Source organism: Aeromonas sp. S19(2024), assembly GCF_041402625.1.
Lineage (GTDB): Bacteria > Pseudomonadota > Gammaproteobacteria > Enterobacterales > Aeromonadaceae > Aeromonas > Aeromonas caviae.
This window is the reverse complement of sequence record NZ_JBGLQU010000003.1, coordinates 179,248-200,843: the sequence shown is the minus strand read 5'-3', so window position 1 is coordinate 200,843 and position 21,596 is coordinate 179,248. Positions and strand designations below refer to the sequence as shown.

Below are 21,596 nucleotides of genomic sequence, written 5' to 3'. Positions count from 1 at the left end.
CCACTGCGCCCCCACTGGCGCTCTGCGTGCTCGCGCTATTTCCGAGTAACAACCAAGCTACCGTAGGGCAGCCTCCAGTTTGCCCCTTTTGACCCAAGTGGTGTCTCTGACCTGGTTCATCGGTGACGCCAAAGAGACCATATCCAGACGGATATCCTAGCAAGCGAAAGAGACAAGAAAAAGCGGAAGGGGGCGTTTCCCAAGCCAGATCAAGAAATTACCCCATCTTGGGGGCGCATCAGCCGCTCGCATCACCCTCTTGTATCAAGATGGGGCATCGACACGGTTGGTATCCGACTCCATTTCCCACATGGCATCTGACGGACAGGGGTTGCTCCCCCTCCCCGTCTGGATAAACCACAGCCTGCCGCCCTATGTGGACGCGATAGATGACGCTCTGCCGATCGCCCCAGGCACTCAGCACGACAACGTTGGCAACAGGGCCCTCACCCCCTGCGCCCGAGGTCAAATTTTCTCGCAAACGATTGGAAAAAGAAAAGGCACCTCAAGGGCGCCTTTTTGACAGTTTTGCGTTACCGCTGGGAGAGAGGCGTTAGCCGCTTATTCCCACGCCTTTTATTCCCATTCAATGGTTGCGGGCGGCTTGCCGGAGACGTCGTACACCACGCGGGAGATGCCGTTGATCTCGTTGATGATGCGGTTCGACACGTGGCCGAGGAAGTCGTACGGCAGGTGAGCCCAGTGGGCGGTCATAAAGTCGATGGTCTCGACGGCGCGCAGCGCAATGACCCAGTCGTACTTGCGGCCATCGCCCATGACGCCGACGGAGCGCACCGGCAGGAAGACGGCAAACGCCTGGCTGACCTGGTTGTAGAGGTCGGCCTTGCGCAGCTCTTCGATGAAGATGGCGTCAGCCTTGCGCAGCAGGTCGCAGTACTCTTTCTTCACTTCACCAAGCACGCGCACGCCCAGACCCGGGCCCGGGAAGGGGTGACGGTAGAGCATGTCGTAGGGCAGGCCGAGTTCGAGGCCGACGCGGCGCACTTCGTCCTTGAACAGCTCGCGCAGCGGCTCCACCAGCCCCATCTTCATCTCTTCCGGTAGGCCGCCGACGTTGTGGTGGGACTTGATGACGTGGGCCTTGCCGGTCTTGCTGGCAGCGGATTCGATGACGTCCGGGTAGATGGTGCCCTGGGCCAGCCACTTGGCGTTCTTGAGCTTCTTGGACTCGTCGTCGAACACGTCGACGAAGACGCGGCCGATGGTCTTGCGCTTGGCCTCCGGCTCGTCGATACCCGCGAGAGCGGAGAGGAAGCGCTCTTCGGCATCGACCTTGATGATGTTCAGGCCGAAGTGATCGCCGAACATGTCCATCACCTGCTGGCCTTCGTTCAGGCGCAGCAGGCCGTTGTCGACGAAGACACAGGTGAGGCGATCGCCGATGGCGCGGTGCACCAGCATGGCGACCACGGAGGAGTCCACGCCGCCGGAGAGGCCCAGGATCACCTCGTCGTCACCCACCTGCTCGCGGATGCGGGCAACGGCGTCGTCGATGATGGTGGCCGGGGTCCAGAGGCACTCGCAGCCGCAGATGTCCTTGACGAAGTGCTCCAGCATGCGGGCACCCTGACGGGTGTGGGTCACTTCCGGGTGGAACTGCACGCCGTAGAAGCGCTTGGCTTCGTCGGCCATGGCGGCGTGGGGGCAGGTCGCGGTCTGGGCGATGGTGGTGAAGCCGGCGGGGATCTCGGTGACCTTGTCGCCGTGGCTCATCCAGACATCCAGCAGGGCATTGCCGTTGTCGGCAATGGCGTCTTCGATGTTGCGCAAGAGGGCGCTGGTCTTGCCGGACTGGCCCAGCACTTCGACCTGGGCATAGCCGAATTCACGCAGGTTGGAGGACTGCACCTTGCCGCCGAGCTGCTCGGACATGGTCTGCATGCCGTAGCAGATGCCGAACACCGGCACGCCGGCGTTGAACACGTATTCGGGGGCGCGCGGGCTGCCCGCCTCGGTCACGGATTCCGGGCCGCCGGAGAGGATGATACCGCTCGGGTTGAACTCGCGGATCTGCTCTTCGGTTACGTCCCAGGCCCACAGCTCGCAGTAGACGCCGATTTCACGGACGCGACGGGCGATGAGCTGGGTGTACTGGGAACCGAAATCCAGGATAAGGATACGGTGGGCGTGAATGTCTTTAGTCATTTTATTCCTGCATCAGGCTGATGTTGTCACAAAAAGCACGGGATAAAAAAAGGGTGGAAAAACGGGGCGCAGAGCCCCGTTTCATCAGCCCATCCGGTAGTTGGGGGCTTCTTTGGTAATGGTCACGTCGTGAACGTGGGACTCTTTCATCCCGGCGCCAGAGATGCGCACGAACTCGGCCTTGGTGCGCATGTCGTCGATGGTCGCGCTGCCGGTCAGACCCATGGAGGAGCGCAGGCCGCCCATCTGCTGGTGGATGATCTCTTTGAGGCGGCCCTTGTACGGCACGCGCCCTTCGATCCCTTCCGGCACCAGCTTGTCGGCGGCGTTGTCGGTCTGGAAGTAACGGTCGCTGGAGCCCTTGGACATGGCACCCAGAGAGCCCATGCCGCGGTAGGACTTGAAGGAGCGGCCCTGATAGAGCTCGATCTCGCCCGGCGCCTCTTCGGTACCGGCAAACATGGAGCCCACCATGACGCAGCTTGCGCCTGCGGCGATGGCCTTGGCCACGTCGCCGGAGAAGCGGATGCCACCATCGGCAATCACCGGCACGCCGGTGCCTTCCAGGGCGTCCACCGCGTCGGAGATGGCGGTGATCTGGGGCACGCCGACACCGGTCACGATACGGGTAGTACAGATGGAGCCCGGGCCTATACCGACCTTGACGGCGTTGACACCCGCTTCCACCAGCGCCTTGGCGCCCGCGGCGGTAGCGACGTTGCCGCCGATGATTTGCAGGTCAGGATAGGCTTCACGGGTCGCCTTGATGCGATCCAGCACGCCCTGGGAGTGGCCGTGGGAGGAGTCAATCAGCAGCACGTCCACACCGGCTTCCACCAGGGCGGCGACGCGCTCTTCGTTGCCTGCGCCGGCACCGACGGCGGCACCGACCCGCAGACGGCCACGCTCGTCTTTACAGGCGTTGGGCTTGCGCTCGGCTTTCTGGAAGTCCTTCACGGTGATCATGCCCTTCAATTTGAAGTCGGCGTTCACCACCAGCACCTTCTCGATGCGATGCTTCTGCATCAGGGCAACCACCTCTTCGCGAGGGGCCCCTTCACGCACGGTGACCAGACGATCTTTCTGGGTCATGATCTGTTCGACAGTCTGGGAGAGATCGATGACGAAGCGCACGTCACGGCCGGTGATGATGCCCACCAGCTGGTTGCCGTCAGTCACCACGGGGTAACCGGCGAAACCGTTCTTGTGGCTCAGCTCCTTGATCTGGGCGATGGTCATGTCAGGGCGCACGGTAACGGGGTCGCTGACCACGCCGCTCTCGTACTTCTTGACCTTGCGCACTTCGGCAGCCTGCTGCTCGATGGACATGTTCTTGTGAATGAAGCCGATACCGCCTTCCTGGGCCAGTGCGATAGCCAGACGGGCTTCGGTCACTGTGTCCATGGCAGCGGAGATCATCGGGATATTCAGCGTGATCGCAGACGTGAGCTTGGTACGCAGGTCGGCGGTATTGGGGAGAACAGTGGAGTGGGCTGGAACCAACAGTACATCGTCGAAGGTCAGCGCTTCTTTGGCAATCCTGAGCATGGCAATATCTCACCGTTGAGGAGTGGGGGTGTAAAATATTGCCGACAAATTTTACTCATGCATTGGGCAGTGGTAAAGAAGTTTTTTGAATTTTTTATGGCGTAGCCCGATTTAACGCCACCAACAGGGCAAAAAACCAATAAATTCAGCCGTAACCATGCCGTTTTTCCCGACAAGATGATCTTTTTTGCCGTTGAGCCCCTTTCTGCCGCCAGTCTCCCGGAACGGCCTTTTTTCCACTCACAGCCGTCAGCCAGACCGGCGGTCAGTTCCCCTGATAGCGGCCCGGCTTGTGCCAGTTCATCAGCATGGCGTTCATGGCCAGCGCACTCAGGGTTGACCAGAGTAGCAGGGGAAGCGGCAGGGTGAGCAGAGAGAGCGCAAACACCAGCACATCCAGCACCATCTGGCTCTTTCCCGCATTGATGCCGGTGCGCCGTTGCAGCCAGAGCGTCACCACGCCGGTGCCCCCCACGGAGGCATTGTGGCGCGCCAGAGACAAGACCCCCATGCCGAGGAAGGTTCCCCCCACCAGGGCGGCAAACAGGGGGTGGACATAGCTCACCGTCAGCAGCAGCGGCACCGCCTGGGTGGCCGCCGAGAGGGCGACGTTGACGATCAGCGTCTTGAGGGTGAAGGCGCGCCCCATGGTGACGTAGCAGAACACCATGAAGGGCAGGTTCACCAGGAAGAAGAGCACGCCGATGGGCAGGGTACTGACATGGGCGATCAGCAGGGCGATGCCCGCGATGCCACCGGTGATCATACCGGAACACTTGAGCAGATTGAGCCCCACGGCGATAAACATGACCCCGAGCACCATGCCGTAGACATCGTCCTTGAGGGTATGGGCCAGCCCCCTGCCCGCAGCCGCTGGCTGCATGGTCATTTCACCTTCCATATGACTCCTTAGATCCGATTTGATGGTGGCATCCGTTGCCCGACAACCAGGCCGCATTGGGGCTGATGGCGGCGACCCGATCACCTTGCCGTCCCCACCCCCCAATCTTGCGTCCCCCGCCCCCTTATGTCGCCATCGTGGGGATGACAAGGCACAGCAAAAAGAGCGCCAATCAAAACAAGAGTCCGCGATACCATAAATAATCGGATTTAAATTCTGATAAACACGCAATGTGCAGCTCGAATGCACCACTTCCGTGATCGGCCATCACAGTGGCGCAGCATGTTTACCCGAGTCACCGAGAAAGGCCTCGTGGTATCCCCTTCACAGCCCGGTTTTTCGGCAGATCATGTCGATACGATGCCGCTTTTCAGCATGGATGATGCTTGTCATGGGGGAAATCCGGGGGCCAAACGGTGTGTTTCTTCGGGGCGGGCTCCAGGGGCGGATGTGGACATTACGCACCAATAAAGTGCAGTTGCACCAATATAGATCAACCGAGTGGCACGGTTTGCCTTGCACCGCGGTGCAAAGGCGACATGGGCACCGCTTTGCTCACTGCCATGAGCACTGCAATATGCAGAGCATGGAGTGACTCGGGCGGCGGATGCACCACTCCCCTTCCCTCTAGCCCCCTGCCCATGAGCGTGCTGGTCGCGAGTCCACAGGTCTGTCCATCCATCAGCCCCTCCGCAGCCAGAGTCCCATCAGGATGGGGCATCCATTCAGGCAGAAGGCAGAATAAAAAAGTCGGCCCGAAGGCCGACTCGCTGCACCCTGTGACAGGGCTTCCTTACTTGAGGTATTTGCCGTCCGCGCCCACCTTGCCCGGGCCGTTCAGTACCCAGACCCGCGCCGAATAGGCGGGCACCGCAAAGCTCAGGCTGCCGTTGCTGACGCTCTGGCTCGCACCGGTTACCGCGTCCGTGTAGGTGCCGTTCTTCAGGCCACTCAGGTTTATCTGCTGGGCCGAGTTGGCCGCAAGGCCCACGGCAGCGTAGCTCCCTTGGGCGCTCAGATCACGCACGAAGCTGATGCCGCTCCCCCACTCGTTCACCTGGCTCATGGGCGCTTTTTGCAGGGCGGGCACCGCCTTGCGGATCTGGTTCAGGCGCTTGATGTGCTGATAGAGCGGGTGGCTCGGGGTGGCGGGGTTGTCCAGCACATCTCCGTAGTAGGCACGACCGGTCTGATCCACCGTCATGGTGGCCCCGTCGATGTCCTGGGGCTTGCCCGCCTGGAACATTACCTCCTCCCCGTAGTAGAGGGTCGGGATCCCCCGCGCCGTCCAGAGCAGGTTGTAGGTCATGGCCGCATTGCCCTCTTCCCCGCCGTAGCGGTACTTGAAGTCATTGTCCGGCCCCACGTCGTGGTTCTGGAAGAAGGTGATGAGCTTGGTGGCATCCCCATAGACCCAATCCATGGCGAAAATCCCCCCTACCCCGCCAAAGTTCCCCCGGGTGACGTTGTCACGGAAGGTGGAGAAGAGGGAGAAGTCCAGCACAGAGAGGCCCGAATCGCCCCCTGCACGGGGATCGGCCGGGTTGGCCGTCGTGCGGGTATACCACCAGGGGCGGATAACCGCCGAGGCATTGTCGTTGGCCAGCTCAGAGCCCCAGCCGGTGCCCTTGACCAGGTTTTCGCCAAAGACGAACAGCCCCGGCTTGTGAGCCTGCCAGTCATGGACATAGGTCAGCAGTTCGTCCCGCTCGATGTGCTTCAAGGTATCGATGCGAATCGCATCCACCCCCATGTCGAGGTACTGACGAATGGCGCCGTTGAGGTAGTCCTTGACGTTCTGGTTGCCGGTGGCGAGATCGATGCAGTCCCCCGCCATGTGCTTGCGCTGCAGGGCAAGCGGGCTCTCCCAGTCACCGCCGGACATGAAACCGTCCAGGTGATACCAGGCGGGATCCAGGGTCTGGGCGTCGATGCCGAAGAAGCGGTTGGGGTTGTAGCCTGCGCTCGGCACGGTGGCGCCGGTTTTGGGGTCTACCAGGGGCTGGGTGCCCGCCGGATCGGACTGGCAGCGGGCCTTGTACCAGTCGGGCGCCGCCGGGTTGTCGTCGTCACAGCGGTTGGCGCTGGCGTAGTCCCCGAGATTGCCCTGATAGGGGCCATTGTTGATGAGTCCCTGGCTCGACCCCGCCGGTACGTAGTATTTGACGGGCAGGCGATCGATCCAGGTCTTGCCGCGCAGACCGTACTGGCTCGAGTGGTTGAGCACCACGTCCTGGATCACCTTGAGCCCCTTGGCGTGGGCCGCCTGGATGAACTCCCGGTAACCCGCCCCCGGCGACTCCAGACGGGGATCGACCCGGTAGAAGTCGTAGGCATGGTAGCCGTGGTAGTCGAGGCCGGAGCGGTTCTCCACCGGCGGCGTCACCCAGATGGCGGTGAAGCCGAGATCCTTGATGTAGTCGAGCTTGGCGATCAACCCCTTGAAGTCGCCACGCCACTGGGGATCCCCCGCCTTGTAGCGATCCCGGTTGTAGTAGTTGTTGCTGGCATCGCCATCATAGAAGCGGGCAGTCAGCAGGAAGTAGATGCTCTCGGCGCGAAAATCGCCGCTCGCCACCCCCTGCTCGCCGATGTGGTACTCGAAGCGCTGCTCGCGCTGATTGCCGCTGGCGTCGATGGCAAGGGTGCGGATCACCAGATCGGTGCCACTCCCCTTGTCACTCGCCACCAGGGGCTGGCCTGCATAACGGGCCGATGCCGTGGTGGGCTGGCTGCCGTCCGTCGTGAAATGCACGGCGGGGGCGCTGTCCTGATCGTCGCTCACTCCCAGGGTGATGGACTGGCTGTCCACATAACTCCCCGGGGACGGGGTGGCCGTCACCGTGGGGGCCTGCAGATCGGCCCCGGCCAGCGTCTCCACCTCGATGGCCTTGCGCAGGCTGTCAAAGCAGATGCGATAACTGGTGTTGGCGCTGACCAGGTAATCCTGGGCCGGATACGCCTCGGTCCAGTCCCCCTTGTGGTCAATCTTGAAGCGGGGGTTGTTGCTGCCAAAGGCCTGCTCGGTGCAGAAGGTGGTGCCATCCTCGCTGGTCATGGGGGTGAGCCCCCAGTTGTTGGCCGTGCCCCGGAAGTACCAGCTGTCGCTGCTCTGTCCTGCCCCGACCACCACGCTCACGCTGCTGCTGCCCTTGGCGCCCTGATCGTCGGTGACCGTAAGGCCATAGGTGAAGGTGCCGGTCTGGGTGGTGTTGACGACGATGCTTTCCGTGGTCTCGCCGCTGCTCCACAGATACCTCGCGATCTGGCCGTCGGGATCCGTGGAGTCGCTGCCGCTCAAGGTGAGTGACGCCCCTTGGGTCACGTTCACCGTCCCCCCCGGGGTGATGACCGCGAGCGGCGGCTGGTTGTCATCCCCAAGGGGGGTGATGCTGTAGGCCAGGGTCTGGTCGTTGACCTGGATGCGCACCGTGCCCACGGCGCTCCAGAAGATGTCGCCGCCACTTTTCTCCAGCACGCCGTCGCCGTTGCTGTCGCCAAAGTTGACGGCCCAGTCGCCAGCCTGATCAAACTTGAGGCGCTGGCTCGCCTTGCCATCCATGTAGGCTTCCACCTGCCACAGGTGATCCCCTACCAGGGTCATGGGGAGACTGGCCCAGCCGTTGAAGGTGCCGCGCACGTTGAGCTGCGGCAAGGTGCTGGCAAACCCCGAGGCCTCGCAACTGGCCACCGCCGTCGCGCTCACCGCCTGGGTGCTCGCGTTGATGCGGATCTGGTACGCCGTGTTGGCATTGACCCCATAGTCGGCCGCCGGGTAGCTCTGCTGCCAGTTGCCGTACCTGTCTATCTTGAAGCGCGGGCCGCCGCTGGCATCCCCGCTCACGAAGCGCTGGCAGGTATCAAAATTGACGCCGTCCGTCGACGTCATGGCGGTCGCCGCCCATCCATTCGCGGTGCCCCGGAAGAACCACTCCGCCGCCGTGCTCGGCGCCGTGATCAGGGTTCCCAACAATCCGGCCGCGAGTATCCATCTAGCCATTGATAGTCCTTTATTTTCATTGTTTGTGTGTGATGCCGGTGTGTCCCGGCATTCCCCCATCCGCAACGTCCCGCCTTCAGATGAGCCCGACCAGTCTAGAGTCCCCCATGGCCAATTCATGGCCAACACGCGCAAAATGTGACCACTGTCGACCTCATCATGGGCTGTATGTGATTGATAGCGCTTTCATTTCCTGGCGCAGAAGTGAGGGGCGCCCCCATCGGGGAGAGCAAGATGGCCGCCCTCCGCGACCACCTCGGGCACAGGGTCAGCCCCTGCCTCCTGCACGGCGCCGTTGCCATCGGGGACGCTTGCCCCCATGATGCAATCCCCCTTGCCATCTCGGGCAACTGGGCGGTTCATTCAGGGAGAAACGATGAGACCATCGGATTACGGGAGATTGCTCGCGCTGGCAGCCATCTGGGGAGTCAGCTTCTTGTTCATGCGCATCGCGGCGCCGGCGTTCGGCTCGGTCAACACCACCTTCCTGCGGGTCTTCTTCGCCCTCGTCGGGCTCGCCGCCATGCTCCTGCTGCTGCGCACCCCCATGCAGTTTCAGGGCAAGCTCAAATCCATCATGGTGCTTGGCATCATCAACTCCGGCGTCCCCTTCCTGATGTATGCCGTGGCGGCCCTCTGGCTGCCCGCAGGGTATTCCGCCATCCTCAACGCCACCACGCCCCTGATGGGCGCCCTCATCGGCTTCTCCTTCTTTCACGAGGCGCTGACCTTGCGCAAGTGGGCCGGGGTGATGCTGGGGCTGGTGGGCATCGGTCTCATCACCACCACCGGGGAGGTCGACCTGAGCGGCCAACTGGCCATCGGGGTGCTGGCCTGCCTCATCGCCACCGCCTGCTATGGCTGCGCCGGCTTTCTGACGAGGCGCTGGGTCACCGAGCGGGGAGGCCTGGACGCCAAACTGGTGGCCTTTGGCAGCCAGATAGGGGCCGTCCTCTTCCTGCTTCCCTTCTTCGGCTACACCCTGGCGACCGGCCCCGCCGTCGACTGGGCCCAGCCTGGGGTCTGGGCCAGCGTGCTGGCGGTCGGCTTCCTCTGTACCGCCTTCGCCTATCTGCTCTATTTCAGGCTGATCGCCGACATCGGCCCCCTGCGAAGTCTCACTGTCACCTTCCTCATTCCGCCCTTCGGCATCCTGTGGGGCTATCTGGTGCTGGGGGAAACCCTCACCGGCGGCTTCGTGTTCGGCGGCGCCGTGGTCTGCCTCGCGGTCTGGCTGGTGACCAGCCCCGCCAGAGCCGTCAAGTCGGCCAAGGCACAAGCCTAGGCTCCGCGTCATCTGCCGGGCCCATGGCTCGGCAGATGGGCGCAACTGGGGTAAGATGACCCCCATCGTTTCTCCCGCCCCGGCGGACACCACAGCAGGGCCAGCCTTGAATCACCTCGAACCCGCCAGTCAGAGCAGACAACAGCAGATCTTCACCGTCACCCGCCTCAACAGCGCCGTGCGCATGATCCTGGAGCAGGATTTGGGGCTGGTGTGGCTCACCGGCGAGCTCTCCAACCTGGCGATGCCAAGTTCCGGCCACTGGTACTTCTCCCTCAAGGACATGTCGGCCCAGGTGCGCTGCGCCATGTTCAAGGGCAACAACCGCCGGGTGCCGTTCCGTCCCCAGGATGGCATGCAGGTGCTGGTGCAGGCGCGAGTCTCCCTCTATGAACCCCGGGGCGACTACCAGCTCATCATCGAGTCCATGCAGCCCGCCGGGGATGGCATGCTGGCCCTGCGCTTCGAGGAGCTCAAGCGCAGCCTCGGGGCCGAAGGGCTCTTTGACGAAGGGCGCAAGCGCCCCTTGCCCCGGGAACCCCGCGCCGTCGGGCTGGTCACCTCCGCCACCGGCGCCGCCCTGCACGACATGCTGACGGTGCTTGAACGCCGCGCCCCGGACTTGCCCGTCTTCATCTACCCGACCCAGGTGCAGGGGAGCGCCGCCACCGCCCAGATCGTCTCGGCCATCATGCTTGCCAACCGCCGCGCCGAGGTGGATGTGCTCATCGTCGGACGCGGCGGCGGTTCCCTTGAAGATCTCTGGTGCTTCAACGAAGAGGCGGTGGCACGGGCCATCGCAGGCTCCGCCATCCCCGTGGTGAGCGCCGTAGGACACGAGGTGGACGTCACCATCAGCGACTTTGCCGCCGACCTTCGTGCCCCCACCCCCTCTGCCGCCGCCGAGCTGGTCGCGCCGGACAGGCGCACCCGCGCCCAGCGCCTCGTGCACCTGCGCCAGCGGCTCACCCAGGCCATGAGCCGTCACCAGGTCGCCGCCCGCCATGGCTTCGTCCTGCTGCAGAAGCGGCTCGATCATCAGGATCCCAAGCGACGGCTGGAGCAGCAGTCCCAGCGCCTCGACGAGCTCGACCGCCGCTTGCAGCAGCACCTGCGTGATCGCCTGCACCAGGGGGAGCGGCGCCTGGCGGGCCTCGCCATGCGCCTGCAGGCCAGAAGCCCCGAAAAGCTGCTGGCCATCGGCAAACGTCGTCACCAGCTTGCCGAGGAGCGCCTCCATGCCCTCATCGCAAAACGCCAGGATCTCGCCCGCCACCGCCTCGCCATGCTGGGAGCCCGCCTCGACGGCATCAGCCCGCTGGCCACCCTGGGGCGCGGTTACGCCATCGTGCGCACCCCCTCCGGGGAGGTGATCCGCCGCGCATCCCAGGTCAATGCAGGCCAGACCCTGGTCACCACCCTCGCAGAGGGAGCGCTGCGGGTACGGGTGGACGAGGTCGACAACCGCTGACAAAAAGCGGGGGCCTGCACCAGGCCCCCGCCTCCTTTCTGTGCTCCGATAGCCCGTTATACCAGGGCATGACCGGCCATCTTGCCCGAGTGGCCGGATGGTTTCTCGCCCCCCTTGATCCCCCCCGGTGGATTGCACCTCAGATACTCGAACAACCCGGCCTGCAAATTCACGTTCCAGAAACGCCCCGCCAGGGTGAGGGCGAGACGCTCGGCCGAGAGCCGTGCCAGCCCGTGTCGCTGCCAGGCCTCAAAGAGCGGCATCAGGTGGGAGACCAGCCCCTGTGGCAATTGCGACAACGCCAGCCATCCGGTGTCGAGCCCCCCTCGCAGCAACCCGTCGAGACGGGCATCGGGATGGGGCCTCATCACCATGCCGGGGGCGCGCACACCGGTTGCCAGCGCCTCGTGCCAGGCCGCCAGATCCCGGCCATACATCAGGCCGTGACCCTGCACATTGCCCCCCGCCCCTGCGCCGAAGGGCAGGATCTCGGCGCCCCACTTGGCCATCTGGTTGTAGCGGCTCTGCTCGGCATCGGTGCGCCGCCAGTGGCTGCAGGAGAGCCGCTCCCAGCCCCCCGCCTCCAGCGTCCGTGCCCCGTCGGCATACATGACTGCCCGCTGCTGGCCATCGGCGGCCCAGCCCAGGGTGCCTTTCTCGTCGGCGCGCGCCAGGTTGGTGCCCGCCATGGAGATGAGCTGGTAGAGATCCACCCCGTGCACCCCGCTCGCCATCACATCCGCGATATCCTGGCGCCACACGGCCTCATCCTGCCCCGGCAGACCGAAGATGAGATCCGCCACGATCACCGCCTCGTTGTGGCGGGTCAGCGCCGCCAGCCGGACCAGCAAGGTCTCCCTGTCATCGAAGCGGGCCGCCTGCTGGCGCACACGGGTATCAAAACTCTGTACGCCGAACGAGAAACGATTGAAGCCACCCGCCAGGGCCGTCTGCCACTTCTCGTCATCAAAGCCGTTGAGCCGCCCCTCCAGGGTCAGCTCCGCATCCACGGTCAGGGGAAAACGGCGGATGGCGCTGGCCAGGCGGGCGAGATCGCCCGCCGCCATGTCGGTCGGCGTGCCGCCCCCCACATAGACCGCCGAGAAAGGCCGGCTCTGGACGAGCGGCGTCTCGGCTGCCTGGTGCAGCGACCCGCAGAGTGCCTCCATGTAGCGGCTCATGCGCGCCGGATTGGCGCCGTTTTCGAAGAAGTTGCAAAAACTGCAGCGCTTGCGGCAAAACGGGATATGGATATAGAGCGCTCGGGCCTTGGCCTCGCTCTCCTGCTGCCACCAGGCTTGCCAGCCGGCATCGTCCAGCATCAGGGGGGCGGCCCCTCCCCGGCTGGCATGGGCCGACGTCTTGGCGGTGAAGGCGAATTTGAGGGGATCCGGGGTACAAAGCCCCGTCATGGTCGAAGAAAGCTGGAGAGTCGTCACTGGGGTTACCCTGCGTAAATAACGCAAATGATAACGAATATCAGTTGCAGGTATTTGTGCTGGATCAAGTCGGGAAGGATTGAGCCGTCACTCTGTCTCCATCAGGGCAGCAGCGCGTCAGGCAAGGAAGGCGTGAAACAACAAGGGAAGAGAGCCACTCTCCCACTGGAGAGTGGTGGCACACACAGGATCAGGCGGTTGATTCAAGGCTCCCGACGGGAGCGCCGCGCCGATACCGGCTGACGGGGTCAGCCATTGCCGATGATGATGGCAACCCGGCGATTTTCCGCTCGCCCGGCAGCGGTCGCGTTGTCGGCGATGGGCGCCTCTTCTCCGCGGCCACGGATATCCAGGTTCCCCTGGGGCATACCCACCGACACCAGGACATCGGCCACCGACCGTGCCCGCTTGAGGGAGAGTTGCTGGTTGTAGGCCTCATCACCGTTGGAGTCGGTATGACCGTCCACCCGGGCCCGGTTCAGTCCTACCTCAATCAGGGCCTTGCCGAGTTTCTCCACCACCTGGCGGGTCTCGGGGTTGAGGGCCCCCACATTGTTGGCGAACAGCACCTTGTTGGAGATATCCAGGGTCCATCCCTCGTCGGTCAGGTGAAATCCCTGCTCCTTCAAGGCGGCGATCTGCTCCGCCGTGAGCCCCTGGGGAGGGCTCTGGCACGCCGCCAGCACACTCAGCAACAGTGCCACCAGGCCCGCTTTGATCGGGTTCAACATGCGCATTCTTATCATCCTTTCACTATTTCCGGTTCAACTTCACGTGCTCGTTTTTCGTGTTTCTCTCTCCTCCCTGCGTTGTCGTTTGGTTTGATACATGGCGTCGTCTGCCCATTGCAGCAGGGCATCCGCCGTCCTCCCCTGCTCGGGATAGCGGGCAGAACCGATGCTGATCCCCACCCCGAGATGGCGACCGTCACTCAATACCACGGGGGTGTTCATGGCCTGCTGCACTCGCCCTATCACCTCGCGCACCTCGTCCTCCCCCTGGATCGGGGTCAGGAGGATGACGAACTCATCTCCCCCCAGCCGGCAGACCAGATCCAGGGGCCTGAGCTGATGCTGCACCCGCCGCGCCACGGCGATCAGCACTTCGTCGCCGATGCCGTGGCCCAGGTTGTCATTGATCTGCTTGAAACGATCGCAATCCAGATAGAGCAGGGCAAAACCTTCATGCCCCTTGTTGCCTGCCAGGATGGCCTGCTCCATGCGAGCCTCGAACAGAGCGCGGTTGGGCAGACCGGTCAGGGGATCATGGGTTGCCTGATGCAGCAGGCTGGCGTTCTCCCGCTTCTGGTGGGCCTGCCAGGCTTCCAGCTCATCGAGCAGCGAATTGAAATCCTCACCCAGCTCGTGCAGCTCGGCGATATTGGCCGCCGGCACCCGCTCCTTGAGGGCCCGCTGGCGGCTGACGTTGTAAGCCACCTCGGTCAGGGCCTTGAGGGGTGCCGTGATGGAGCGCTGCATCCGGCGCGCCACATGGAGTGCCCCGAGAATACTGATGAGCAGGCACACCAGGGTAGCCAGCAAGGTCTGCAACAGGAATCGCAGCAGGTACTGGCCGTGACCGACCAGATGCACCCTGGCTATCTCCTTGTGCTCGCGCACCATGGGGAGCGCCACGGGCCCCGGCAGGATCAGGCGGGCCAGGTGCTGCTCCAGGGTGGTCCAGGGGGTGGTGATGTCCCGGCGCCAGCTCGCCAGTACCTGGCCGTCCGGCAGCACTATGCTGGCGCTGGCTATGTCTTCCCGGGAGGTGATGGTCTCCAGGGCATCCAGTGCCGCCTCCTTGTCATGGAAGACCACGGCCGCCTCAGTGGTGTAGCTGATGGCCCGCGCCACCAGCTTGAGGTTGTGATCCGCATAAAGGCGCAGCGCCAGCAGCGCCGTGATGGTCAGAAACAGCCCGGCCATGCAGACGGCAGTCAGGGAGATCATCATGTGGGTGCGCCCCAGACTCTGTCGCAGGGTAAGCCTGGGAGTGGCGTGATGGACCGTCATCGCACCTCCTCATCGGCTCGCGCCAGCTTGAGCACGGCCGGGTGCACTCGTACGCCGCTGCGGGCCAGCGCATCCAGATTGACCCGAAAACGCACCCTCTCCTCCCCGGCCTGCAGACAGAAGACCGCATCGGCGATGCATTCGCGGCTCTGCTCACTGATGCTGAGGATGGCGTGACCGCGCAGGCGCTCGAACAGGGAGAGGCGCTGCGCCGGTGCCAGCACCCCCAGATAGATGACATCGCAGCGCTGGATCAGTGACTCGTCGTCCATGTCGTAGCGATGGACCTCCACCGGTCGGCCATTGGCCTGCCGTTCAATGGTCAGAAGGGATGACGCATATTCCGTCGGCGCCGTGATGCAGAGCCGAAGTCTGGCGGGCTCGCTGGGCCAGCGGGTGTAACTGAGGATATCGAGCACGGTCTGGCGCACCATGTCGCTGCGCGCCTCGGCGGAGGTCGCCGCCATGGCCTGGTTTGCCAGCATCAGCATGCAGCACAGTGGCGTCAGCCACATCAGTAACCGGAGGTAACAAAACATCTGCATGGTGCCCGCGAGAGTGTCCAGGTCGGCGCCGGGGTCACCCGACGCCCAGGATGAGAGTGCCAGCATGGCACCGCACCGAGCTTACCAGCCGGGTGGCCAGCCCCCAGAGGCAAGTGGCACGGTTGCGTCACCGGGTGTCGCAGCCGTGCCTGCAAGGCGCTCAGTGTCCCTGGCAGACACCGTCCATCGACACTACTTCTTGCCAATCCCATATTCGCGCAGCTTGTTGGCGATAGCGGTATGGGAGACACCGAGCCGCTTGGCCAGTTGGCGGGTGGAGGGGAACGCCGGGTAGAGCCGCTCCAGCAGGCGGCTCTCGAAACGCTTCACCGCCTCGTCGAGCCCCCCTTCGAACCACTCGTCGATGAGAGGCATGGCATCGGCCGCCACCGGCAAGTCCACGTGCTCGGGTCCAATCTCGTCCCCTTCCAGCAGGGTCATGGCCCGATAGAGGCAGTTGCGCAGCTGGCGCACGTTGCCGGGCCAGCGGTAGGCGGTGAGGTACTCGGCCATGTTGCGGGTAAAGCGCGGGCGCGGGCGCTGCAGTTCGCTGGCAAAGCGCGACACGAACTGCTGGGCCAGGGCCATGATGTCCGCCTTGCGCTCGCGCAGCGGCGGCAGATTGAGGCTAAGCACATTGAGGCGGTAGTAGAGATCTTCGCGAAACTTCCCTTCATGGACCAGATCCAGCAACTGCTTCTGGGTGGTGCAGATGAAGCGCACGTTGACCCTCACCTCCTGCTCGTCACCGACCCGGCGAAACACGCCATCTTGCAGCACCCGCAGGAACTTGGTCTGCAGATGGGGGGACATGTCGCCGATCTCGTCCAGCATCAGGGTGCCACCGCTGGCCAGCTCCAGCACCCCGCGCTTGCCCTCGGTGTTGTTGCCAAAGGCGCCGGGGGCATAGCCGAACAGCTCGCTCTCGGCCACGTTGTCCGGCATGGCCGCACAGTTGAGCGCCATGAAGGGGTGGCTGGAGCGCAGGCTGGCGCCGTGGCAGGCCCGGGCCAGCAACTCCTTGCCGGTGCCGGTCTCCCCCACGATGAGCAAGGGGGCGTCCTGCATCGCGAGCTTGGCTGCCTGGGCCAGCACCTCCTTCATCTTCTGGCTCTCGGCCTGGAGGTGCTCAAAGCCCCCCACTTCCACCGCGTGCAGGGCACTGAAGTGCATGCCGACCCGGCGGGCGGATTTGAGCACCACCACGGCGCCGGCCAGAGCCTGCTTGCCCTTCTCTTCGGCCACGAACAGCGGCATCAGATCGCCCAGGTACTCTTCGCCACCGAGGCTCAGCTTGCAGGTCTGGGGCTTGATCTCCCCCGACTCCAGCCAGCGGCCAAACGAGAAACCCTTGACCAGGGAGGCGATCGCCACGCCGCGCACCTCGTCCGGTGGCAACGCCAGGGTGGTGAGAGCGGCCTGGTTGGCCTGGGTCACCCGCCCCTTGCTGTCGAGGGAGAAGACCAGGTCCGGCAGGGCCTTGAGCAGGGCCTCTATCTCGTGGTGTTCCCGCTCGGAGGGCATGTAGGGGATCGTCTTGACGTCATAGACGCCGGGAATGCGGCGAATTTCCGGCATCAGATGCTGAAAGTCACGGAACTCCAGCTCGGGGAAATTGAGATAGATGATGCCTGAGGTATCGATTTCGATGCCGCGCAGATCGATGTTGTGCTCCACCAGTCGGTCGAGCAATTCCCGGGTCAGGCCCAGACGGTCTTCACAGCTGACTTCAAGACGCATTCGGCACACACTTCCTAGCTAACATTCTGAATAACGGGATAATACAGACTCGATCCCGCCAGTGCGAGCGCTCCCCCACAAAAATGCGGGCCTGCCCCGCTTTCACCGGGCAGGCCCTGTCTGCGCTGGCGCCAGACGGCGGTTACTTCATCAGACCGTCGGTGCGGGCAGCCATGATGAAGTCGTTGCGATGCAAGCCGCCTATCTTGTGGGTCCACCAGCTCACGGTCACCTTGCCCCATTCAAGCAAGATCGCCGGATGATGGAACTCCGCCTCCGCCAGTTCTCCGAGGCGGTTGGTGAACGCCAGCCCCTCCTTGAAGTTGCGAAACACAAATTCACGACGCAGTTGCAGCTCGCCGTTCACCACCAGGGGCTGCCAGTCGGGGATGAGGTGCATCAGCTCCCCCAGCTCCTGATCGCTCACCCTGGGGGCATCGGCGCGGCACGCCTCGCATCGTTGACTCGCCAGTTCAGTCATTCGGGACTCCTTTCATGAAACATCGTGGGAATGAATTCGGGTCAGCTCGCCTGCTTGCCGGCAACGGGGGCAAAGCGGGGTGGACGCAAGCCAAGACGACGGGCCTCGGCCACGGCCGCCATGATCCCCTGCCCCTCCAGACCATAGAGGGTATCGAGACGAGGCAGCACGAAATAGGTCGGCTGCATGATGTCGATGCGATAGGGGGTACGCAGGATCTCCAGCAGATCGAAGGGTTGCAGCTCGGGCTTGCCCGAGAGGGCATAGGCGGTCTCGCCGATGGAGGAGAGAATGCCGCCGCCGTAGATACGCAGCCCCTCCTCCCCCTGCAGGAGACCGAACTCCACCGTGAACCAGTAGAGCCGCGCCAGATAGACCCGCTCCTCCTTGCTGGCATGGAGTCCGAGCCGACCATACAGGTGGGTGAACTGGGCAAAGGCCGGGTTGGTCAGCATGGCGCAGTGGCCGAAGATCTCGTGGAAGATGTCGGGCTCTTGCAGGTAGTCGAGCTCGTCCCGGCGGCGAATGAAGGTGGCGACGGGAAAACGGCGATCAGCGAGCAGCGCGAAGAAGTGATCAAAGGAGATGAGTGCCGGCACCGCCGCCACCGACCAGCCGGTGGCGGGCATCAGGGCGGCGTTGATCTCGCCCAGCTGGGGGATACGGTCCAGAGGCAGGTCGAGGCGTGCCAACCCGGCCTGGTATTCGTCGCAGGCCTTGCCATCGAGCGCCGCAAGCTGGCGTGCAATCAGGATCCGCCAGGTGCCGTGCTCCTCGTCCGTGTAGTGGATCCTGCCCTGCCCATCCGGTTGGCGGGCCGTGTAGAGACTTGCCATGAGTGATCCCATCCTTCGGGTGCCAGCCGCCATCCGGGCGGTCACTGGTCGTTGAGTCATGGGATCACTGTAACGGTTTGCCCCTCAAAAAAGCAGCCGACCCCGGGGTCGGCTGCTTTTGACAATTGTAAATTATTTGTGACATCCCTATCGAATCCCAGCCACCTCACGACTTGTTGAGATAACCCGCCAACTGGCCGATCAGCCGCTTGCGCAGCTCGCCCAGTTTCGGCTTCTCGTCGGCACACCAGGGGAGCGGACGACAGGCTTCCATGGTACGCATCCCGAGGCGCGCGGTGAGCAACCCGGCCCCGACCCCTTGGGCAGCGCGGGCGGAGAGCTTGGCGGTCAGCTCGGCCCCCAGCAGATCCATTCCCACCTCGGTCACCAGCTCGGTGGCCCCCGCATAGAGCATGTTGCGAAACACCTGGCGAATGAGGCGGATGCGGCTCCAGTAGCCGAGCTCGATGGCGTAGACATCGGCGATGTCCTCGATCATCCGCAGGTTGCGCCAGAGCATCAGCATCATGTCGACGGTGGCGAGCGGGCTCAGGGCCACCAGCACGGCGGCCTCCCCCGACCATTTGGCGACGCGGGCCTGGGCCAGCTTGTCCCGCTCGGTGAGCACCAGCTGGCTGTAGAGGGTCAGCACTTCCCGATCGCTGTGGCTCTCGTCAAGCTGGGATAGCCAGGTGCGATACCCTTCCCGCCCCTTGTCACCGCTCTTCTCGGCCAGGGCCTCGCAGAAGGCCTGCCCCTGACCCACCCCCTGATGGGCCAGCAGATCCTCGGCTCTTGAGCGCACATCCTGGCGCCGCTTCAAAGTGCGCAGCCGCAGCCATTCGCGCCCCGCCACCCCGGCGGTGCCCACCGCCACCAGGCCGGAGGCGAGCAGCCAGGCGCCGCCCCAGAAGGGGGAGGCGGCAAACTGATCCACCAGAAAAGCGCCAAACTGGCCAAGCGACAGCAGCCCCACCCCGCCCAGCCCCCAGGCCAGCAGACGATGGCGGCGCCGAGGCCTGACGGTAAGCGCGGGTTCCACCTCGGTGAGCTCGTCCAGCGCGTCCAGAGGCTCGAAGCTCTCCTCTTCCAGCCGCCGGGCCGGGGCCGGTGGCTGCACTTCGCTTGCCACCGAGGGCGCGGGCTCCAGCGTCACCTTGCCTTGCAGGGGAGCGGCGTCATCGGTGCGCCATCTTGTCTGATCGTTCATCGCATTCTCTCCTGTGGGCGCCCCTCGAGCACAGCGGGCCACCCACCCGTTATTCGAGGTGATCCCCGAGCAGGAATTCCAGCGCCGCATCGAGCCGGATATGGGGGAGCGCCTGATGGGCGCTCATGGGCAACGGGCGAAAGGCCTGAAAATCAAACCCTTGAGTTTTCCACCACTGCGCAGGCGGGATCTGGGCAGGCACCTCCCCCGGGAAGAGCAGCAAGGGCTCGCCCGAGAGGGTAGTGCCACGAATGGCGGGAAATTCCCGTCCGTCTGCCACCCCCTTGCCCACCTCGGTGGCCTTGATGGCGGCGAGCGCCAGGCATTCGGTCTCTATCCCCTCGAAGCGGGCCTGACCCCGGCCACGGCTCACCAGGTGCTGCAGGAGCGACACCAGAGGTCCGTGCTGCTCCGGCGTGACGTGATCGGCCTTGCTCGCCACAAACAGCAGCTTGTCGATGCGCGGGGCGAACAGGCGGCGCCACCAGTTGCTCTTGCCGTAGGCGAAGCTTTCCATGATGCGGGCGATGGCCTGCTGCATGTCACCAAAGCTCGCGGCACCGGCATTGAGGGGCGCCAGGCAGTCCACCAGCACGATCTGGCGATCAAAGCCTGCAAAGTGCTGCTCATAGAAGCCCTGTACCAGATGCTGCTTGTACTGCTCGAAGCGCTGCTTGAAGGTGGCGTAGAGAGTGCCGTCTTCGGGGGAGTGTGTGGGCATCTCCCACACCCAGGGCACGAATTGCAGCAGCGGCGCACCGGCATACTCGCCGGGCAACACGAAACGCCCGGGCTGGATGAGGTGAAGCCCGAGCCCCTGCTTGCAGGCGTGCAGATAATCGGTGTAGCGGGCGGCCAGTTCGCTGGCGGCCCGCTCCTCGAAGGCTTGATCCGCCTGCCAGTGCGGCGTCAACCAGCCTGCCGCCAGGGCTTGCAGCTCGGGACGACGCAGTTGCTCCCGCACCTGCTCGCTCCACTGCTCGTAGTTCAGATCCAGCAGCGGCAAATCCAGCAGCCACTCCCCGGGATAATCCACCAGATCCACATAGAGGGTGGAGATCTCACCCAGGTGCCGACGCAGCGGATGGCGGGTGCGATAACGGATCTCGAGGCGTACCTCGGCCACCCCTCGGGTCGGCGCGGGCCAAGCGGGCGGATCGCCAAACAGGGCATCGAGGCCCCGTTCGTAGGGGAAGGTGGGAATGTGGGCGTTTTGCTGGGGCACCCGGCGAGCACCGAGGATGCGTCCCTGGCGCTGGGCGTCCCAGAGCGGCAGACGACCATCGATGGCCGCGTGCTCCAGTTGATTGACCAGCGCCGTGATAAACGCGGTCTTGCCACTGCGAGAGAGGCCGGTGACCGCCAGCCGGATGTGGCGATCCCGGGCCCGGTTCACCGCGTCAACGGCCTTGTGCTGGAGCACCGACCAGGAGTGTTCGAGTTTGTTGCGTATCAAGGCGGGTCTTCTTCTCCTTGTGATCACATCAGAGAGACGGCCGCGAGACAGTATCCTCGCGGCCCGGCACGATTAGAGCTTGCTGAACTCCCGTTGCAGGGTGAACTCCTTGGAGGTCACCAGCTTCTCGATGCGCTGCACCCTGGGCTCCAGTGCATCCAGCTCCTGGCCGATGCGGGCAAGGGCCTGATGAGGTGTGACGCCTGCCTGCCAGCTGCGCGCCTTCATCCGCACCTCGGCGAACTCGGCATCTTCCTGGGAGTAGAGGGTGACCGGCTTCTTGTCGAGCAAGAACCAAGCGGCAATATAGGCGGTGAAGGTGATGAAACCGGCGAAGATGAGACCACTGATGGCCAGCAGCCGCACGATCCAGGTCTCCACCCCGAAGTACTCTGCCAGACCGGCACAGACCCCGGCAATCTTGCCCCGCTGGGGATCCCGGTACAGGTTGCGCCCTTCACGACTGACACTGTTCATACCTTGTTCCTCCAACCGGGGACTTCCGC

The 21,596-nt window shown here is 63.9% G+C and carries 16 protein-coding genes; 2 read left to right on the top strand and 14 right to left on the bottom strand.

Translation table 11 applies throughout. The features are described from left to right. Positions 1-576: 576 nt before the first annotated feature. The 4 genes from guaA to ACB037_RS08300 form a co-directional block, all read right to left on the bottom strand. Positions 577-2,166, bottom strand: a complete 1,590-nt coding sequence (gene guaA, locus ACB037_RS08315; RefSeq protein ID WP_042863789.1) for a glutamine-hydrolyzing GMP synthase — start codon at positions 2,164-2,166, stop codon at positions 577-579. Positions 2,167-2,250: 84 nt separating this feature from the next. After that, on the bottom strand, positions 2,251-3,714 hold the full coding sequence (guaB, locus tag ACB037_RS08310; protein ID WP_323886728.1) for an IMP dehydrogenase: 1,464 nt from the start codon (positions 3,712-3,714) through the stop codon (positions 2,251-2,253). A gap of 265 nt (positions 3,715-3,979) precedes the next feature. Beyond that, complete coding sequence (locus ACB037_RS08305; protein WP_010674548.1) at positions 3,980-4,615, bottom strand: YitT family protein; 636 nt, start codon at positions 4,613-4,615, stop codon at positions 3,980-3,982. 793 nt (positions 4,616-5,408) lie between these two features. Next, positions 5,409-8,615: an alpha-amylase family glycosyl hydrolase gene (locus ACB037_RS08300; RefSeq protein WP_371175178.1), complete on the bottom strand. Its 3,207-nt coding sequence runs from the start codon at positions 8,613-8,615 to the stop codon at positions 5,409-5,411. A gap of 376 nt (positions 8,616-8,991) precedes the next feature. Here ACB037_RS08300 and ACB037_RS08295 point away from each other — a divergent pair, with 376 nt between their 5' ends. Both ACB037_RS08295 and xseA read left to right on the top strand, forming a co-directional pair. After that, complete coding sequence (locus tag ACB037_RS08295; RefSeq protein ID WP_371175177.1) at positions 8,992-9,900, top strand: DMT family transporter; 909 nt, start codon at positions 8,992-8,994, stop codon at positions 9,898-9,900. Positions 9,901-10,006: 106 nt separating this feature from the next. Then, a complete protein-coding gene (gene xseA / locus ACB037_RS08290; RefSeq protein ID WP_371175176.1) occupies positions 10,007-11,371 on the top strand; it encodes an exodeoxyribonuclease VII large subunit in 1,365 nt (454 codons plus the stop codon). Positions 11,372-11,427: 56 nt separating this feature from the next. On the opposite strand, the gene hutW is transcribed toward xseA, so the two are convergent. The 10 genes from hutW to pspC form a co-directional block, all read right to left on the bottom strand. Next, positions 11,428-12,783 carry a heme anaerobic degradation radical SAM methyltransferase ChuW/HutW gene (gene hutW / locus ACB037_RS08285; RefSeq protein WP_371175256.1) on the bottom strand — a complete coding sequence of 452 codons (1,356 nt, stop codon included), beginning with the start codon at positions 12,781-12,783 and terminating at the stop codon, positions 11,428-11,430. Positions 12,784-13,058: 275 nt separating this feature from the next. Then, positions 13,059-13,547 (bottom strand): OmpA family protein, encoded by a 489-nt coding sequence (locus ACB037_RS08280; RefSeq protein WP_010674543.1) that lies wholly within the window; start codon positions 13,545-13,547, stop codon positions 13,059-13,061. A 33-nt stretch (positions 13,548-13,580) separates the two neighbouring features. Beyond that, positions 13,581-14,822, bottom strand: coding sequence for a diguanylate cyclase domain-containing protein (locus ACB037_RS08275; protein WP_371175175.1), 1,242 nt, complete (start codon positions 14,820-14,822; stop codon positions 13,581-13,583). Further along, a complete protein-coding gene (locus tag ACB037_RS08270) occupies positions 14,819-15,337 on the bottom strand; it encodes a YfiR family protein (protein ID WP_236752716.1) in 519 nt (172 codons plus the stop codon). Before ACB037_RS08270 ends, ACB037_RS08275 begins: the two co-directional genes overlap by 4 nt. A gap of 222 nt (positions 15,338-15,559) precedes the next feature. After that, entirely contained in the window at positions 15,560-17,107 is a 1,548-nt protein-coding gene (gene tyrR / locus ACB037_RS08265) for a transcriptional regulator TyrR (RefSeq protein WP_010674540.1), read from the bottom strand. A 142-nt stretch (positions 17,108-17,249) separates the two neighbouring features. Then, positions 17,250-17,588 carry a 4a-hydroxytetrahydrobiopterin dehydratase gene (locus tag ACB037_RS08260; RefSeq protein WP_010674539.1) on the bottom strand — a complete coding sequence of 113 codons (339 nt, stop codon included), beginning with the start codon at positions 17,586-17,588 and terminating at the stop codon, positions 17,250-17,252. Positions 17,589-17,629: 41 nt separating this feature from the next. Then, entirely contained in the window at positions 17,630-18,424 is a 795-nt protein-coding gene (phhA, locus tag ACB037_RS08255; RefSeq protein ID WP_371175174.1) for a phenylalanine 4-monooxygenase, read from the bottom strand. A 166-nt stretch (positions 18,425-18,590) separates the two neighbouring features. Beyond that, the gene (locus tag ACB037_RS08250; RefSeq protein WP_226044313.1) at positions 18,591-19,634 is read right to left on the bottom strand and encodes a YcjF family protein; all 1,044 of its coding nucleotides are present in this window, start codon (positions 19,632-19,634) and stop codon (positions 18,591-18,593) included. A 49-nt stretch (positions 19,635-19,683) separates the two neighbouring features. Next, positions 19,684-21,090, bottom strand: coding sequence for a YcjX family protein (locus tag ACB037_RS08245; protein ID WP_371175173.1), 1,407 nt, complete (start codon positions 21,088-21,090; stop codon positions 19,684-19,686). Positions 21,091-21,162: 72 nt separating this feature from the next. After that, positions 21,163-21,567 carry an envelope stress response membrane protein PspC gene (pspC, locus tag ACB037_RS08240; protein ID WP_010674535.1) on the bottom strand — a complete coding sequence of 135 codons (405 nt, stop codon included), beginning with the start codon at positions 21,565-21,567 and terminating at the stop codon, positions 21,163-21,165. Between the last annotated feature and the right edge of the window lie 29 nt (positions 21,568-21,596).

Bases quoted from the DNA above. Each gene is read 5' to 3' on its own strand.
- guaA (WP_042863789.1), bottom strand. From the start codon at position 2,166: ATGACTAAAGACATTCACGCCCACCGTATCCTTATCCTGGATTTCGGT.
- guaB (WP_323886728.1), bottom strand. From the start codon at position 3,714: ATGCTCAGGATTGCCAAAGAAGCGCTGACCTTCGACGATGTACTGTTG.
- ACB037_RS08305 (WP_010674548.1), bottom strand. From the start codon at position 4,615: ATGGAAGGTGAAATGACCATGCAGCCAGCGGCTGCGGGCAGGGGGCTG.
- ACB037_RS08300 (WP_371175178.1), bottom strand. From the start codon at position 8,615: ATGGCTAGATGGATACTCGCGGCCGGATTGTTGGGAACCCTGATCACG.
- ACB037_RS08295 (WP_371175177.1), top strand. From the start codon at position 8,992: ATGAGACCATCGGATTACGGGAGATTGCTCGCGCTGGCAGCCATCTGG.
- hutW (WP_371175256.1), bottom strand. From the start codon at position 12,783: ATGACGGGGCTTTGTACCCCGGATCCCCTCAAATTCGCCTTCACCGCC.
- ACB037_RS08280 (WP_010674543.1), bottom strand. From the start codon at position 13,547: ATGCGCATGTTGAACCCGATCAAAGCGGGCCTGGTGGCACTGTTGCTG.
- ACB037_RS08275 (WP_371175175.1), bottom strand. From the start codon at position 14,822: ATGACGGTCCATCACGCCACTCCCAGGCTTACCCTGCGACAGAGTCTG.
- ACB037_RS08270 (WP_236752716.1), bottom strand. From the start codon at position 15,337: ATGTGGCTGACGCCACTGTGCTGCATGCTGATGCTGGCAAACCAGGCC.
- tyrR (WP_010674540.1), bottom strand. From the start codon at position 17,107: ATGCGTCTTGAAGTCAGCTGTGAAGACCGTCTGGGCCTGACCCGGGAA.
- ACB037_RS08260 (WP_010674539.1), bottom strand. From the start codon at position 17,588: ATGACTGAACTGGCGAGTCAACGATGCGAGGCGTGCCGCGCCGATGCC.
- phhA (WP_371175174.1), bottom strand. From the start codon at position 18,424: ATGGCAAGTCTCTACACGGCCCGCCAACCGGATGGGCAGGGCAGGATC.
- ACB037_RS08250 (WP_226044313.1), bottom strand. From the start codon at position 19,634: ATGAACGATCAGACAAGATGGCGCACCGATGACGCCGCTCCCCTGCAA.
- pspC (WP_010674535.1), bottom strand. From the start codon at position 21,567: ATGAACAGTGTCAGTCGTGAAGGGCGCAACCTGTACCGGGATCCCCAG.